This window comes from Rhodococcus sp. BE178 (assembly GCF_050433545.1).
GTDB lineage: Bacteria > Actinomycetota > Actinomycetes > Mycobacteriales > Mycobacteriaceae > Prescottella.
Genome location: NZ_JBNPXA010000003.1, coordinates 167,600 through 181,762, shown reverse-complemented (window position 1 = coordinate 181,762; position 14,163 = coordinate 167,600). Strand labels below are relative to the sequence as shown.

Sequence of the window (14,163 nt, the reverse complement as noted above, 5' to 3'; positions counted from 1 at the left end):
AGGCCACGGTCACGCTCACGCCCCGCGGCTGATCCTCACGCCCCGGGACGCGGCGCGAACTCCCGGCGCAGGGCGTCGCCGCAGTCGTCGAGCGTCGGCGACGGAATGGTCGATCCCAGCGAGTCCCAGGTCCCGAACTTGAGCGGCGTGCCGGGGACGTCGAAGCCGCCGACGTTCTTGATCATCCCGCGTACCGCGATCTGGTCCAGCTTGCGGGTGTCGTCGACGTTGAGCACGATCCCCACCGGCACGCCCGCCTCGATCAGCCGTCCTCGCCATGCCTCGCCGGTGTCGGACTTGAGCACGTCCTCCATCGCGGTCTTGAGTTCCGCGTGATTGGTGCAGCGGTCGACATTGGTGGCGAACCGGTGGTCCGACGGAAGATCGGTCAGTCCCATTGCCTCACACATGAGTTCGAAGAGGTGGTCGTTGCCGACGGCGATCGCGATGGGGCGGTCGCGGCAGTCGAACGTGTCGAACGGGTACATGAAGGGGTGCCGGTTGCCGAGCCGTGTCGGCCGCACGCGTGGGCCGAGGGCGTCCATCAGTCCGTGCTCCATAATCGCGAACGTGCTGTCGAGTATCGCGACGTCGATGGTGGTGCCGCGGCCGGTGCGTTCGCGGGCGACGAGGGCGGTGACGATGCCGCAGTAGCCCATGACCCCCGCGATGATGTCCGAGATCGACGTGCCGACCCGGGTCGCCGGACCGTCCGGCCAACCCGTGGCGTCCATGATTCCCGACAACGCCTGGATCACGGTGTCGTAGGCCGACTCCTGGTGCATCGGGCCGTACTGGCCGAACCCCGACACCGAACACACGATCAGCCGCGGATGCTCGGCGACGAGATCGTCGGGAGCCAGGCCGAGGCCCGCCATCACCCCGGGCCGGAAGTTCTCGACCACCACGTCGGCGTGCGCGATCATCGTCCGGACCACCGCCATGTCGTCGGGATCCTTGAGATTCAGCGCGATGCTCTCCTTTCCGACGTTCGCGAGGCGGTAGTACTCGGAACTGCCGTCGTCGGCGAACGGGCCCATCTGCCTGGTGTCGTCACCGATGCCGGGCCGCTCGATCTTGATCACTCGTGCGCCGGCGTCGGCGAGCATGCGCGTGCAGGTCGGTCCCGACAGCACGTGCGTGAAGTCGACGACGGTGATGCCCTCGAGGGCTTGCGGTTTGGTGGGATCGAGATGGCCGCCGGGATCGTGTTCGGTCATGTTTCCTCCTCGTGCACCGGACGATTGAGCTTCTGTAGATGCCCGCTCTCGGTGCCGGCCGCGGGATCGATGACACAGTGGATGAGGGCCGGATCGGTCGTGGTGAGGGCGGAACGGAGCGCGGACGTCACCTCGTCGGGGGTCTCGGCGTGGTAGCCGACGCCGCCGAAGGCCTCGATCAGCGTGTCGTAGCGGCTCGAGTGCAGCAGCACCGTCGGGGCCGGATCCGCTGAGCGCGTATTGATCTCGTCACCGCGGTAGACGCCGCCGTTGTCGAACACGATGACGATCACGCGAAGTCGGTAACGGCAGATCGTCTCGATCTCCATGCCGCTGAAGCCGAAGGCGCTGTCGCCCTCGATCGCGACCACCGCCGCGCCGGTCTCCACGGCCGCGGCGATCGCATAGCCGAGGCCGACGCCCATCACGCCCCACGTTCCGGTGTCGAGTCGATGCCGGGGACGGTGGATCGGAATGATGTTGCGCGCGTTGTCGAGAGTGTTGGCGCCCTCGCTGACGACGATCACGTCGCGGTGTGTGTCCAGCACGTCCCGGATCGCGCGGAGCGCTACCGCGAAGTTCATCGGATGCGCGTCGGCGTACAGTCGGGCCTCCATCTTCTCGGTGTTGGCGCGCTTGCGTTCGTCGATCTCGCGCAGCCAGTCCGGTGCCGGGGTGATCCGTTTCGGGCGCAACGCCGCCAGCAGCGACGCCGTCGACGACGCGATGTCGCCGAGGACCGGGGCCGCGATCGGACGGTTGCTGTCGAACTCGGTGGCGCTGATGTCGAGTTGTACGAACCGGGCGTCGGGCGACCATTGCGGTGGCTCGCCGTGCTCGAGCAGCCAGTTGAGGCGCGCGCCGACGAGCACCACGACGTCGGCGCTGCGCAGGACCAGGGAGCGGGCCGCGGCCGCGGACTGCGGGTGATCGTCGGGCAGCAGACCCTTCGCCATCGACATCGGCAGGAACGGTGCGCCCGTGGCCTCCACGAACGCGCGGATGTCGGCGTCGGCGCGGGCATATGCCGCACCCTTGCCGAGGACGATCAGCGGGCGCTGCGCCTGCTCGAGCAGGTCGATCGCGCGCGTGACCGCGTCGGGTGCCGGTATCTGACGCGGCGCCGGATCGACGATGGGGGGTCGGCGCGTGCGCGGTGCCGACGCCGTCAGGACCCGCGCCGGCAGATCCAGGTACACCCCGCCGGGGCGGCCCGAGACCGCCGCGCGGATCGCACGTCCGACGCCGACGCCGATCATGGCGGGGGAGTCGACCCGGTAGGCGGCTTTGGCGAACGGTCGCGCCGCCGCCAGCTGGTCGAGTTCCTCGTAGTCGCCCTGCTGCAGGTCGACGATCGAACGGTCACTGGACCCGCTGATCTGGATCATCGGGAAGCAGTCGGTGGTGGCGTTCGCGAGCGCGACGAGGCCGTTGAGGAAGCCGGGCGCGGACACGGTGAGGCAGATGCCGGGACGTCCCGTGAGGTAGCCGGCGGCCGCCGCGGCGTGCCCGGCGGCCTGCTCGTTGCGGAACCCGAGATAGCGGATGCCGCGGGCCTGCGCCGTGCGGGCGAGGTCGGTGATCGGGATGCCGGCGACGCCGTAGATCGTAGTGACGCCGGCGGCTTCGAGCGCGTCGACGACGAGGTCGTTCCCGTCGGCAGTCTGGGAGTCGGCCATGTGAACATCCCCGAACGGTCGGACTCCGCCTCGATGGGCGGCGGTCTTCTCCGAGTATCCCCCCGCGGGGTCCGCAGGTCAGCCCGCGCCGACATGCCGGACCGAAACGTCCGTCATGTCCACCACGCGAGCACCCCGACCGGACGAAGTCTGCGCACCTCGACAGAATTGGTCATATGACCTATTTTTGATCTCATGAACGACGAACTCGCGCACGACCCCGCCGGACCGGTCCTGATCGTCGGCGGATACGGCACCGTGGGAGCGGCCCTGGCCGACCTCGCCGGACCCGAGTGGCCGTTGCTCCTCACCGGTCGCAACCCGGACAGGGGTGCCCTCCTGGCCGAGCGGCACGGGGCGTCCGTGCGGCGCTGGGACCTGTCCGACCCGGAACCCTTCGCAGCGGGTGTCCGCGCCGTGGTCGGTGCGGTCAACGACCCGGGCGATCGGGTGCTCCGGGCTGCGGTGAGGGGCGGCGTGCCCTACGTCGACATCACGCGGTGGACCTCTCGCCTCACGCGCGCGGTCACGGTCGCAGCCCTCGCCGAACCGACTGCACCGGTGTTGCTTTCGTCGTCCTGGATGGGCGGCGTCACGAGTATCGTGGCGGCCGCCCTCGTCGCCGAACGAGGCGGTGACGCGACGTCGGTCGACATCGCGATCCGATATGACGTGAAGGATTCTGCCGGGATCGACTCTGTGGACTTCATCGATCGGCTCGGCTACGACTACGAGGTGCGGCGCTCCGGCGTTCCGGTGACCGTGGCGCCGCTCTCCGACACCCGATGGGTGGACATCGGCGGTTCGCGGACCAAGGTCGCGCGCCTCGACACCCCCGAGCAGTTCACACTGCCGTTGACGCTGGGGGTGGACACCGCGACGACGCGGATCGGTTTCAGCTCGAACTCGGCCACGACCGCCCTCCTTGCGGCGAAGAAGGTCGGGTTGTTTCGGTGGGGCCGCGGCGAACGATGGACCTCGGTGCGCCGATCCCTGCTGTACTCACCGGGCGACGGGGGTAGCGCACAGATCCGCATCGACGTGGCCGGTGATGCCACCGCCACGTCCGCGACCATCGTCGATCCCCGCGGACAGGCGCATCTCACCGCGGTCGGTGGATTTCTGGGGCTCCGCCGGGTGCTCGCTGCCGACGCGGTCGCCGGAGTCACCTTCCCAGAACTGCATCCGCGTCTCGACTCCGCGCTGCGGGAGCTCGAGGAGCAGGGGGTGGAAGTATTGACGTCATGACCATGTCCAAGGGCGCGCAGCGGCAGGCCGAGCTGCTCGACGCCGCCGAACGTGTGCTCACCACGCGGGGCAATGCGAACGCCGCGCTGCGGGACTTCGCCGCGGAGGCCGGGGTGCGGATCGGCCACCTGCAGCACTACTTTCCCACCCGCGCCGACCTGATCAGGGCGGTGCTCGACCGTGCACTCGATCGTTCGCTGGCGCGCCTGTCCGCCGCCACGGGGCAGCCGGTCGGCGGCGGTGACGCGAGAACCGTGACACGCGAGGACACCGCGCGGATGCTCCGGGTGCTCCTGTCCGAGCAGGACGACCCGGCCTGTCTACGGCTGTTTCGGGAAATCTGGGCGATCGCCGGGGGGGACGAGCAGACCGCGGCGGTGGTGCGCGCCTTCTATCGCACGTACGTCGGACACGTCGCCGACCTGATTGCATGTGCCCGGCCGGCGTTGCCCGCGAATCGGCGAACAGCGTTGGCGGAGAACGTTGTCAGCCTCCTCGAAGGATCCGCCGTCGTGCGTTCGGAGATCGGGGTGCGGCGGACGAAAGCGGGAGACGTCGAGATGGTTCGAGCCGCGGTGATGCTGATCCACGGCGACGGAGGCCGCCCGGCGTGACCGCCGGGCGGCCTCCCCGTCGTCCGACTGTCAGCCCTTGGCCGCGCTGATCCCGGCCCGACGGCCGAAGAAGCTGCCGTCGCCCAGAGACGTGCCGCTCGCGTAGCCCCACGCACAGACACCGGCGGTGCAGCGTCCGGCCGCGAAGAGCCCCGGGATGGGATCGCCCGACACGTGCAGCACCTCCGAGTTGGTGTTCGTGCGCAGGCCTCCGAGCGTGAAACCCGCGGTGAAGTTGCGCAGGTCCAGTGCAGCGATCGGCGAACCGATGGGCTTGACCCACTCGGGCTTCTTACCGAGGACCGGGTCCTGACCGTTCTCGGCGTGCTTGTTGTAGACCTCGACCGTCGACTGCAGGGTGCCCTCCGGCAAGCCCATCTCGGACTCGAGTTCCTCCACCGTCTCGGCCACCCACTTGGGCTGGAAGCGGAAGAACGGTGTGGACGACGGCGTCGTCTTCGCCTCCTCGTACGCGTCCTCGTCGATGATCAGGTACGCCTGATTGTCGTTCTGCAGCAACGTGAGCTGACCGATGCGGCCCGGGTAGGTGTCCTCGTTGACGTAACGCTGGCCGCGGCCGTTGACGAGGATGCCCCGCACCATCATCTGCGGGTCGCCGAAGAACGCGACCTCCGTGGCGTCCATGTGCGCCAGGTCGGCGCCGAGGGCCTGCGCCATGCGGATCGAGCGGCCGTCGTGCTCCTCGATCGCGGCGCCGGGACGCCCGATCAGCCGCGGTGCGAACGCCTCGACCATGTCCTTGTTGTACGCGAAGCTGCCGGTCGCGAGGACGACACCCTTGCGCGCGCGGACCACGACATCCTTGCCGTACTGCTTGGCCTGCACACCCACGACGCGGCCGGAGGCGTCGGTGATCAGCGTCTGTACCCGCATGTCGTACTGGGCGCGGACTCCGAGCTTCTCCGCGGTCTCCACGAGCGGCTTCATCAGCATGTAGCCGCCGCCCTTCTCGCCCACCTTCTTGTCGGCCATCTGCGGGACGTGCCCGCGCGGGGCCGGGGTGGCGATCGCGTTGAACGGCGCCGCGTTCTCGCCGCCGGAGTACATGAGTCCGTCGTCGAACGGCGTCTCCCAACCCGGCTGGCCGTAGAAGCTCTCCTTGAACGGGACGCCGCACTCGACCAGCCAGTTGTAGTGGTCGACGCTGCCCTCGCAGTAGTCGGTGATCTTGGCTTCGTCGGCGCCGGGCCCGAGGGCCGCCATCATGAACGTCTTCATGTTCTCGGGGGTGTCGTCGAACCCGAGTGCCTTCTGCAGCGGGGTGCCGCCGCCCATGTAGATGAACCCGCCGGCCAGCGACGCCGCGCCGCCCCAGCCGCCGGCCCGCTCCAGGACCAGGACTTCCGCACCGGCGCGGGCGGCCTCGACGGCGGCGCTGACGCCGGCGATGCCGTAGCCGGCGATCACGACGTCGGCCTCGTAGTCCCAGGTCTCGATGCTCTCGGCGGACAAGGGACGAACGGGGGTTGCCTCGGACATTGGGGTAGATCCTTTCGACGCGAAACGGGTAGAACGTGTTCTATAAATTAGTATCCGCGCCGAGGACGGTCGCCGTGCCCGAATCGCCGGACTATCCGTCTCGCTGCGTCTCCGCCGCGCGTGCCGCCTTCCTCCGGTCGGCCTTGACCGAGATAAACGCGTTGTTCAGCCCGGTGCCGAGGGGCCAGCCCACGTAGTGACAGAGGAAGATCGCGGCCTCCTCCACCTGCTGCTCGGTCAGCTCCTCGTTGTGGAGGGCGGCGTTGATCTGGATCTTCGCGACGTCGCTCTGGCCCTGCGCCGCGATCGCGCCGAGGAGGAGCAGGCGCCGGTCGCGGATGCTCAGCCCGGGCCGGGTCCAGATGTCGGCGAACAGGTGGTCCGCGGTGACGGCGAAGAAGTCGCCGGGCACGTCCGACGGCATCTCCCAGCCGTACACCTGGTTCATCATCGCGACTCCCCGCGCGCGAGTCTCCGCCGCGGCCGCGTCGCCGTTCGGGTGGGTCATGCGTGCTCCTTCTGATCGGGGGTGGAATGGTCCGCGGCGGCCCCGGTGCCGACGCCCAGTCCCGGGCCGAGTCCGGTCAGGGCGCGCCGGGCGAGGGGCAGGTCCACGTCGAAGCGGTCGCCGAGGCCGAGCGCGAGCGCCAGGTCCTTCTCGCCGAGGTTGCGGACGTGGGAGAGGATCGAGAACCACGGGTCGTCGTCGGAGACGGGGGCCGTGGTGTCGCGCAGCATGATCGCGCCGGCGCCGCCGGTGATGGCGTCGGTGTGGCGCACCACCTTGCCCAGTGCCCGGATGTCCAGCCCGGCGGCCTCGGCCAGACGCTGGGCCTCGGATGCGGCGGTGAACGAGACGAAGTGCAACAGGTTGCGTGCCAGCTTCATCCGGGTGCCGGCACCCACCGGTCCCGCATGGATCACCAGTTCGGCGAAGTGGCCGAACGGCTCCCGCACCGACTCGAACGCGTCGTCGCTGCCGCCGACCATGACCGCCAGTCGTCCCTGCCGGGCCCCGGGAGCGCCCCCGCTGACGGGAGCGTCGACGAGGTCGACGCCACGTGCCCGGCAGGCGTCGGCGAGTTCGACAGCGGTCACGTCGCTGATGGTCGAGTGCACGGCGACCACCGTGCCTGGGCGGGCGGTGGCCAGGATGCCGTCCGGCCCGGTGACGACGTCGCGGACCTGGGTGTCGTCGAGGACGGTCACCGAGATGACCGTCGTCCGGTCGGCGACCTCGGCCGGCGTGGCCGCGGCGATCGCGCCGGCCGTGGTGAACGGTTCGAGTGCCTCGGCACGGGCATCGCACACGACGAGTGTGCCCGGCCGTTCGAGCAGGCGGGTCGCCATCGGCGCGCCCATGTTGCCCAGGCCGATGTAACCGACGGTGGGAAGTGCGGTGCTCACGACCGGATCACCTGCCCGCCGTCGACGTTGAAGATCTGGCCGGTGATCCAGCTCGCCTCGTCGGAGAGCAGGAACAGGCACATGCCCACCAGGTCGTCGGGGGTGCCCATGCGCTGCAAAGGAATCCGCTTGACCATGTCCGCGACGATGTTGCCGGGCGTGACGGTGCGGGTGGCCTCGGTGTCGATCGGACCGGGTGCGATGGCGTTGATCCGGATGTTGGACCAGCCCAGCTCGAACGCGAGCTGCTGCGTGAGACCGTTGATGCCGACCTTCGCCAGCCCGTAGAAGTTGGAGTACACCCAGGCGGCGGTGGACGACTGGTTGACGATGGAGCCGCCGCTCGCCCGCATGTGTGGCACGACGGCCCGGCACACGTTCAGTGCGCCGTCCATGTTCACGCTCATGAACTTCTTGTAGTAGTCCCACGGCACCGTCAGCAGCGAATCGATCTTCATGCCGCCGTAGATCGCGGCGTTGTTGACGAGATGGTCGATGCGGCCGAACTTCTCGATCGTGAACGAGGCCAGCTCGAGCGCCGAATCCGGCTCGGCCACATCCACTTCCTTGAACACCGCCGATCCGCCGTCCGAGGAAATCTGTTTGGCGACGGTCTCGCCGAGCTCGCGGTTGAGGTCGGCGACGACCACGTCGGCACCCTCGGCGGCCAGTGCGCGGGCGTAGCTTTCGCCGATGCCCTGCGCGGCGCCGGTTACGATGGCGGTGCGTCCGTCGAAACGTCCCATGTCCGTTCTCCTTACGTCGACTCGCTCTATGCCGTTGCGGGTTCCGCGACGAGCTTGGTCTCCAGGTACTCCTCGAATCCGGCCACACCCATCTCGCGGCCGATACCGGACTGCTTGTACCCGCCGAACGGTGCGTCGGCGGCGTACCAGACGCCGCCGTTGACAGCGAGGGTGCCGGTGCGCACGCCCGCAACAACTCGGTCGACGCGTCCTCTGTCGGTGCCCCACACCGAGCCGGACAGCCCGTACGGGGAATCGTTCGCGATGCGCACGGCGTCGTCGTCGCCGTCGTGGGGGAGGATCACCAGGACCGGCCCGAAGGTCTCCTCCTGAGCCACCCGCGAGGAGTTGTCCAGCCCGGAGATCAGGGTGGGTTCGACGAAGAAGCCACGCTCGTGCTCGGCGGGCCGGCCGCCACCGACGACGATCGTCCCGCCCTCCTCGACGGCGAGCTTCAGGTAGCTCTCCACACGGGCGCGCTGGCGCGCGGAGATCAGTGGTCCGCAGACGGTTCCCTGCGCGGCCGGGTTGCCGGGACGGATCCCCGACATGGTGCGGGCGGTGGCGGCGACGGCGTCGTCGTAGCTCTCCCGCGGCACCAGCAGGCGCGTAGTGATCGCGCAGCCCTGGCCCGCGTGGGTGCAGACGGTGAACGCCGCGACCGCACACGCGGTGGCCAGGTCGGCGTCGTCGAGGACGATGAACGCCGACTTGCCGCCCAGCTCGAGGAACACCTTCTTGAGGGTCTCCGACGCCGCCGCCATGACCGCCTTGCCCGTCGCCGTGGAGCCGGTGAACGAGATCAGGTCCACCCGCGGGTCCCGAGAGAGCTGGGCGCCGAGCCGGTGGTCGGTGGAGGTGACGATGTTGACGACGCCGGCCGGGATGTCGGTCTCCTCGGCGATCACCTTGCCGACCAGCGCCGCACACCACGGGGTGTCGGGCGCGGGCTTGAGCACCACGGTGTTGCCCGCGGCCAGGGCGGGGCCGATCTTCGCGAAGTTGATCTGGTGCGGGAAGTTCCACGGGGTGATCGCGCCGACGACGCCGATCGCCTCCTTGAGGAGCCGACGATGGGTCCGGATGCCCATCGGCGACGCCACCCCGAGATCGGTTTCCCAGCAATAGGACTCGGCCAGGTCCGCGAAGTACCCCAGGTCGGCGATCGGACCTTCCAACTGGGGGCCCGCGGTGAGCATCGTGGGTGCACCGACCTCGGCGACGGTGATCTCGCGGAGTTCCTCGACGTGCGACTGCAGAGCGTCGCGCAGTTGCCGCAGACACCGCGCGCGAAAGGCGTGATCGCGGGACCACGTGGTGTCGTCGAACGCGTGTCGCGCCGCCGCGATGGCCGCGTCCATATCGGATTCGGTGCCCTCGGCCGCGTGTCCCAGGACCTCTTCGGTCGCGGGATCGATCACGTCGAACACGCCGCCCGCGCCGGGGACGAGCTTGCCGTCGATCAGAAGCGCGGAACTGTCGGTCGGGCGAAGCGTCATCTCGTGGCCTCTCCAAGTCTGTTCGGAATCCGACTGGACATGTGTCTGGACCGTAGTCCGTGAGCGTAGTAATGTCCAGACACGTGTCCAGTGAAGTGCACTTCGAATCGACACGCCGTCGTCTCAGTGAACGGCAGGCCGACACGGTCGACCGCCTCACCGCGTCGGCGGTCGCGGTGCTGCACGAGGAGGGGTTCGCGGGACTTACGGTCCGCGCGGTGGCGTCGAGGGCCGGGGTGGCGCCGGCCACGGCCTACACGTACTTCTCCTCCAAGGAACATCTTGTCGCAGAGGTGTTCTGGCGGCGTTTGGCGCAGGCGCCGGAGCCCGACCCGGTCGACGGCGGTCGCATCGATCGGGTCGTCGCGGTGCTGCGCGGGATCGCACTGCTGATGGTCGACGAACCCGCACTGGCCGGCGCCGTGACCAGCGCGCTGCTCGGCCGGGACCCGGACGTGGAACATCTGCGGACCCGTATCGGAATCGAGATCCGTCGGCGCCTCGGCGACGCCCTCGGTCCGGGTCCCGATCCCGATCTGGTGGAGACGCTCGAACTTCTCTACTCGGGGGCGCTCGTGCACGCCGGCATGGGATACGGCTCCTACCAACGACTTGCCGATCGACTCGAAACTTCCGTCAAGCTGATCCTGGAGTGACTCGATGACCACAGCGTCCACATCCGGGGCGTCACTCGACCCCGTGACGTTCAACCCGTACGACTACGACTTCCACGACGACCCGTATCGGGTCTACGCGCGACTGCGGGACGAGCACCCGCTGTACCGCAACGTCGACATGTCCTTCTGGGCGCTGTCGCGCCACGCGGATGTGATGGCCGGTTTCCGTGACAGCAAACGTCTTTCGAGCGCGAACGGTGTCTCGCTGGACCCGGCCGCGTACGGGCCGCACGCGCACCGGACGATGTCGTTCCTCGCCATGGACGATCCGCGGCACATGCGGATGCGTCATCTGGTCTCGCGTGGGTTCACACCGCGGCGTGTCGCCGAACTCGAGGGCCGGATAACGGAACTCACGCGCCAGTACCTCGAGCCCGCGCTCGATGCGGGGGAGTTCGACTGGATCTCCGAGTTCGCCGGCAAGCTACCGATGGACGTGATCTCGGAACTGATGGGCGTGCCGGAATCGGACCGCGCGGAACTGCGCCGGCTCGCCGACCTGGTCGTCCATCGCGAGGACGGCGTCCTCGACATCCCGCCCGCCGCGATCGAGTCGTCGATCAAGCTGATCACCTACTACGTCGAGATGCTCGGGCAGCGGCGGCGGAACCGGGCCGACGACCTCACGTCGGCGCTCATCGACGCGGAGATCGACGGCGACAAGCTCACCGACGAGGAGATCATCGGGTTCATGTTCCTCATGGTGGTCGCCGGCAACGAGACCACCACCAAGCTCCTCGGCAACGCGCTGTACTGGGGTGCACGTCATCCGGACCAGGCGGCGGCGGTGCTGCGCGACCGCGCCCTCGCCCCGCAGTGGGTCGAGGAGACGCTGCGTTACGACACGTCGAGCCAGATCCTCGCGCGCACTGCGGCCGTCGACCTCGAGTTCCACGGGCAGACCATCCCGGCGGGCGACCGTGTTCTGCTGCTCGTCGGATCCGCCAACCGGGACTCCCGGGCGTTCGAGGACGCCGACGAGTTCCGCATCTCCCGGGACAGCAGCAACAAGCTCGCCAGCTTCGGCAGCGGCACCCATTTCTGCCTGGGCGCGCATCTCGCGCGGCTCGAGGCCAACATCGCCCTGGCGGAGTTCGCCGACCGTGTCGAGGAGTTCGAGATCGACGAGTCCCGTTCGGTACGAGTCCATTCCACCAATGTTCGAGGATTTGCCTCTCTCCCCACGAAAGTGAAGGTGCGCAGTGCCTAGATTCGAACCCCATCCGGAACGGCGACCGGCGTTGATAGCCGGCGCATCGTCGGGCATCGGGACCGCAACCGCCTACGCCCTCGCCGAACTCGGCCATCCGGTGGCGCTCGGTGCCCGCCGAACCGAACAGTGCGAGGAGATCGCGGACAAGATCCGAAGCAACGGTGACGAGGCGGTCGCGCTGCACCTCGACGTCACCGACACCGCCTCGGTGGACCGATTCGTCACCGGCGCCGAGGAGCGACTGGGCCCCGCCGAGATCGTGCTCTCCGGCGCCGGCGACCTGGTGTTCTCGGAGGCCCACGAGATGGATCCCGACAGCTTCCTCGCGCAGGTGAACGTCCACCTCGTCGGCGCCCAGCGGCTGGTCAACCGTGTGCTGCCGGGGATGATCGAGCGCCGTCGCGGCGACTTCGTCCTCATCGGATCCGACTGCGCCGACATGCCGCGGCCGGGGATGGGCGCCTACAACGCCGCCAAGACCGGGCTCGAAGCGATGGGGCGGCAGATGCGAATGGAACTCGAGGGCACCGGGGTTCGCGCCTCGATCGTGCGACCCGGACCGACCCTGACCGGGATGGGCATGGACTCCACCCCCGAGGTCGTCGGGCCGATGCTCGAGGCCTGGTCCAAGTGGGGCTTCGCCCGCCACCCCTACTTCCTGCGGGCGTCGGACATCGCGGCGGCCGTCGTCGCCGTCGTGTCGACCCCGCGCGGTGCCCACATGGTGCTCGTCGAGGTCCAGCCCGAGGCGCCCCTGCGGAAGGACGACCAATGACCACCATCGTCGAACCCCGGCGCGTGTCCGGGGGCGAACACGAACACGGCCACCTCGAGGAACTGCGCGCCGACCCGATCGCGCTGATGCGCCGGGTGCGTGCGGAATGCGGGGACGTCGGGTCGTTCCGGCTCGCCGACCGCAATGTGGTGCTGCTGTCGGGGGCGGAGGCCAACGAGTTCTTCTTCCGCTCCTTGGACGAGGAGCTGGACCAGCAGGCCGCGTACCCGTTCATGAAACCGATCTTCGGCGAGGGTGTGGTGTTCGACGCCAGCCCGGAACGGCGCAAGGAGATGCTGCACAACTCGGCGCTGCGCGGCGAGCAGATGAAGGGGCACGCCGCGACGATCTCGCACGAGGTCGCCCACATGGTCGAAGCGTGGGACGACGAGGGCGAGATCGACCTGCTCGAATTCTTCGCGGAACTGACCATCTACACGTCGTCGGCGTGCCTGATCGGCAAGAAGTTCCGCGACCAGCTCGACGAACGGTTCGCGCAGCTCTACCACGAGCTCGAGCAGGGCACCGACGCGATCGCCTTCGTCGATCCGTACGCGCCCATCGAGAGCTTCCGTCGCCGCGACGAGGCCCGGATCGCGCTGGTGGCGCTGGTGCAGGAGATCATGGCGGAGCGCATCGCGAATCCTCCACGCGGCAAGGAGGATCGAGACATGCTCGACGTGCTCGTCTCGATCAAGGACGAGAACGGCACCGAGCGGTTCAGCGCCGACGAGATCACCGGCATCTTCATCTCGATGATGTTCGCCGGCCATCACACGACGTCCGGGACCGCGGCATGGACGCTGATCGAACTGCTCCGCCACCCCGACTCCATGCAGAGGGTGACGGCCGAGCTCGACGGTCTGTACGGCGACGGCTCCGACATCACGTTCGCCGGGCTGCGGCAGATCCCGATCCTCGAGTCGGTGCTCAAGGAGACGCTGCGGCTGCACCCGCCGCTGATCCTGCTGCTGCGGGTGGCCCGCGGCGACTTCGAGGTGGCGGGTCATCGCATCGCCGAGGGTGATCTGGTGGCGGCCACGCCGGCGATCTCGAACCGGATCGCGGAGGACTTCCCGAATCCCGACGTGTTCGATCCCGGTCGTTACATCGACCCCAACCAGGAGGACATCGTCAATCGGTGGACCTGGATCCCGTTCGGGGCCGGGCGGCATCGCTGCGTCGGCGCGGCCTTCGCGCTGATGCAGCTGAAGGCGATCTTCTCGATTCTGCTGCAGGACTTCGAGTTCGAGATGGCTCAGCCGGCCGACAGCTACCGCAACGACCACAGCAAGATGGTGGTCCAGCTCGAACAGCCGTGCCGCGTGCGCTACCGCCGGCGGACGCCGGGAAGCGAGGGGTGATGAGGGTCGAAGTGGATCTGGACCTGTGCCAGGGGCACGCGATGTGCGAGCTCGAGGCGCCCGACATCTTCCGTGTGCCCAAGCGCGGGCAGGTCGAGATCGCCGACGGTGAGATCCCCGACGACATGCGCGCGGACGTCGAACGGGCAGTGCAGTACTGCCCGACGGCTGCGCTCCGGCTCGTGAACGAACGCAGTGCCCAGACCACGGAAGGTGATTGA

14 protein-coding genes are annotated in these 14,163 nt (G+C 68.7%); 7 read left to right on the top strand and 7 right to left on the bottom strand.

Annotated features, from left to right (window positions below; genetic code table 11):
• Positions 1–35 precede the first annotated feature (35 nt).
• Together J2X34_RS07795 and oxc are read right to left on the bottom strand one after the other, a co-directional pair.
• Positions 36–1,220 carry a CaiB/BaiF CoA transferase family protein gene (locus J2X34_RS07795; RefSeq protein WP_429516495.1) on the bottom strand — a complete coding sequence of 395 codons (1,185 nt, stop codon included), beginning with the start codon at positions 1,218–1,220 and terminating at the stop codon, positions 36–38.
• Positions 1,217–2,899, bottom strand: a complete 1,683-nt coding sequence (gene oxc, locus J2X34_RS07790; RefSeq protein WP_429516494.1) for an oxalyl-CoA decarboxylase — start codon at positions 2,897–2,899, stop codon at positions 1,217–1,219. Before oxc ends, J2X34_RS07795 begins: the two co-directional genes overlap by 4 nt.
• Positions 2,900–3,094: 195 nt before the next feature.
• On the opposite strand from oxc, the gene J2X34_RS07785 reads away from it, so the two are divergent.
• Together J2X34_RS07785 and J2X34_RS07780 are read left to right on the top strand one after the other, a co-directional pair.
• Entirely contained in the window at positions 3,095–4,147 is a 1,053-nt protein-coding gene (locus J2X34_RS07785) for a saccharopine dehydrogenase (protein ID WP_114718383.1), read from the top strand.
• The gene (locus tag J2X34_RS07780) at positions 4,144–4,761 is read left to right on the top strand and encodes a TetR/AcrR family transcriptional regulator (RefSeq protein WP_114718384.1); all 618 of its coding nucleotides are present in this window, start codon (positions 4,144–4,146) and stop codon (positions 4,759–4,761) included. The genes J2X34_RS07785 and J2X34_RS07780 overlap by 4 nt, the downstream gene beginning before the upstream one ends.
• Positions 4,762–4,791: 30 nt before the next feature.
• Here J2X34_RS07780 and J2X34_RS07775 read toward each other — a convergent pair whose 3' ends face one another.
• The 5 genes from J2X34_RS07775 to J2X34_RS07755 all read right to left on the bottom strand — a co-directional run bounded on the left by J2X34_RS07775 (position 4,792) and on the right by J2X34_RS07755 (position 9,913).
• Entirely contained in the window at positions 4,792–6,261 is a 1,470-nt protein-coding gene (locus J2X34_RS07775) for an FAD-dependent oxidoreductase (protein ID WP_174909054.1), read from the bottom strand.
• Positions 6,262–6,352: 91 nt separating this feature from the next.
• A complete protein-coding gene (locus J2X34_RS07770) occupies positions 6,353–6,769 on the bottom strand; it encodes a carboxymuconolactone decarboxylase family protein (RefSeq protein ID WP_429516493.1) in 417 nt (138 codons plus the stop codon).
• A complete protein-coding gene (locus tag J2X34_RS07765) occupies positions 6,766–7,668 on the bottom strand; it encodes an NAD(P)-dependent oxidoreductase (protein WP_429516492.1) in 903 nt (300 codons plus the stop codon). Before J2X34_RS07765 ends, J2X34_RS07770 begins: the two co-directional genes overlap by 4 nt.
• Positions 7,665–8,414 (bottom strand): SDR family oxidoreductase, encoded by a 750-nt coding sequence (locus J2X34_RS07760; protein WP_114718387.1) that lies wholly within the window; start codon positions 8,412–8,414, stop codon positions 7,665–7,667. The genes J2X34_RS07765 and J2X34_RS07760 overlap by 4 nt, the downstream gene beginning before the upstream one ends.
• Positions 8,415–8,440: 26 nt before the next feature.
• Positions 8,441–9,913 carry an aldehyde dehydrogenase gene (locus J2X34_RS07755; RefSeq protein WP_114718388.1) on the bottom strand — a complete coding sequence of 491 codons (1,473 nt, stop codon included), beginning with the start codon at positions 9,911–9,913 and terminating at the stop codon, positions 8,441–8,443.
• A gap of 95 nt (positions 9,914–10,008) precedes the next feature.
• On the opposite strand from J2X34_RS07755, the gene J2X34_RS07750 reads away from it, so the two are divergent.
• From J2X34_RS07750 to J2X34_RS07730, 5 genes are read left to right on the top strand one after another with little or no spacing between them, the layout of a single operon-like run.
• Entirely contained in the window at positions 10,009–10,569 is a 561-nt protein-coding gene (locus tag J2X34_RS07750; protein WP_114718564.1) for a TetR/AcrR family transcriptional regulator, read from the top strand.
• A 4-nt stretch (positions 10,570–10,573) separates the two neighbouring features.
• On the top strand, positions 10,574–11,800 hold the full coding sequence (locus tag J2X34_RS07745; RefSeq protein WP_429516491.1) for a cytochrome P450: 1,227 nt from the start codon (positions 10,574–10,576) through the stop codon (positions 11,798–11,800).
• On the top strand, positions 11,793–12,578 hold the full coding sequence (locus J2X34_RS07740) for an SDR family oxidoreductase (protein ID WP_174909062.1): 786 nt from the start codon (positions 11,793–11,795) through the stop codon (positions 12,576–12,578). Before J2X34_RS07745 ends, J2X34_RS07740 begins: the two co-directional genes overlap by 8 nt.
• Entirely contained in the window at positions 12,575–13,942 is a 1,368-nt protein-coding gene (locus J2X34_RS07735) for a cytochrome P450 (protein ID WP_429516490.1), read from the top strand. The genes J2X34_RS07740 and J2X34_RS07735 overlap by 4 nt, the downstream gene beginning before the upstream one ends.
• On the top strand, positions 13,942–14,163 hold the full coding sequence (locus J2X34_RS07730; protein WP_429516489.1) for a ferredoxin: 222 nt from the start codon (positions 13,942–13,944) through the stop codon (positions 14,161–14,163). The genes J2X34_RS07735 and J2X34_RS07730 overlap by 1 nt, the downstream gene beginning before the upstream one ends.

Bases quoted from the DNA above. Each gene is read 5' to 3' on its own strand.
- J2X34_RS07795 (WP_429516495.1), bottom strand. From the start codon at position 1,220: ATGACCGAACACGATCCCGGCGGCCATCTCGATCCCACCAAACCGCAA.
- oxc (WP_429516494.1), bottom strand. From the start codon at position 2,899: ATGGCCGACTCCCAGACTGCCGACGGGAACGACCTCGTCGTCGACGCG.
- J2X34_RS07785 (WP_114718383.1), top strand. From the start codon at position 3,095: ATGAACGACGAACTCGCGCACGACCCCGCCGGACCGGTCCTGATCGTC.
- J2X34_RS07780 (WP_114718384.1), top strand. From the start codon at position 4,144: ATGACCATGTCCAAGGGCGCGCAGCGGCAGGCCGAGCTGCTCGACGCC.
- J2X34_RS07775 (WP_174909054.1), bottom strand. From the start codon at position 6,261: ATGTCCGAGGCAACCCCCGTTCGTCCCTTGTCCGCCGAGAGCATCGAG.
- J2X34_RS07770 (WP_429516493.1), bottom strand. From the start codon at position 6,769: ATGACCCACCCGAACGGCGACGCGGCCGCGGCGGAGACTCGCGCGCGG.
- J2X34_RS07760 (WP_114718387.1), bottom strand. From the start codon at position 8,414: ATGGGACGTTTCGACGGACGCACCGCCATCGTAACCGGCGCCGCGCAG.
- J2X34_RS07755 (WP_114718388.1), bottom strand. From the start codon at position 9,913: ATGACGCTTCGCCCGACCGACAGTTCCGCGCTTCTGATCGACGGCAAG.
- J2X34_RS07745 (WP_429516491.1), top strand. From the start codon at position 10,574: ATGACCACAGCGTCCACATCCGGGGCGTCACTCGACCCCGTGACGTTC.
- J2X34_RS07735 (WP_429516490.1), top strand. From the start codon at position 12,575: ATGACCACCATCGTCGAACCCCGGCGCGTGTCCGGGGGCGAACACGAA.
- J2X34_RS07730 (WP_429516489.1), top strand. From the start codon at position 13,942: ATGAGGGTCGAAGTGGATCTGGACCTGTGCCAGGGGCACGCGATGTGC.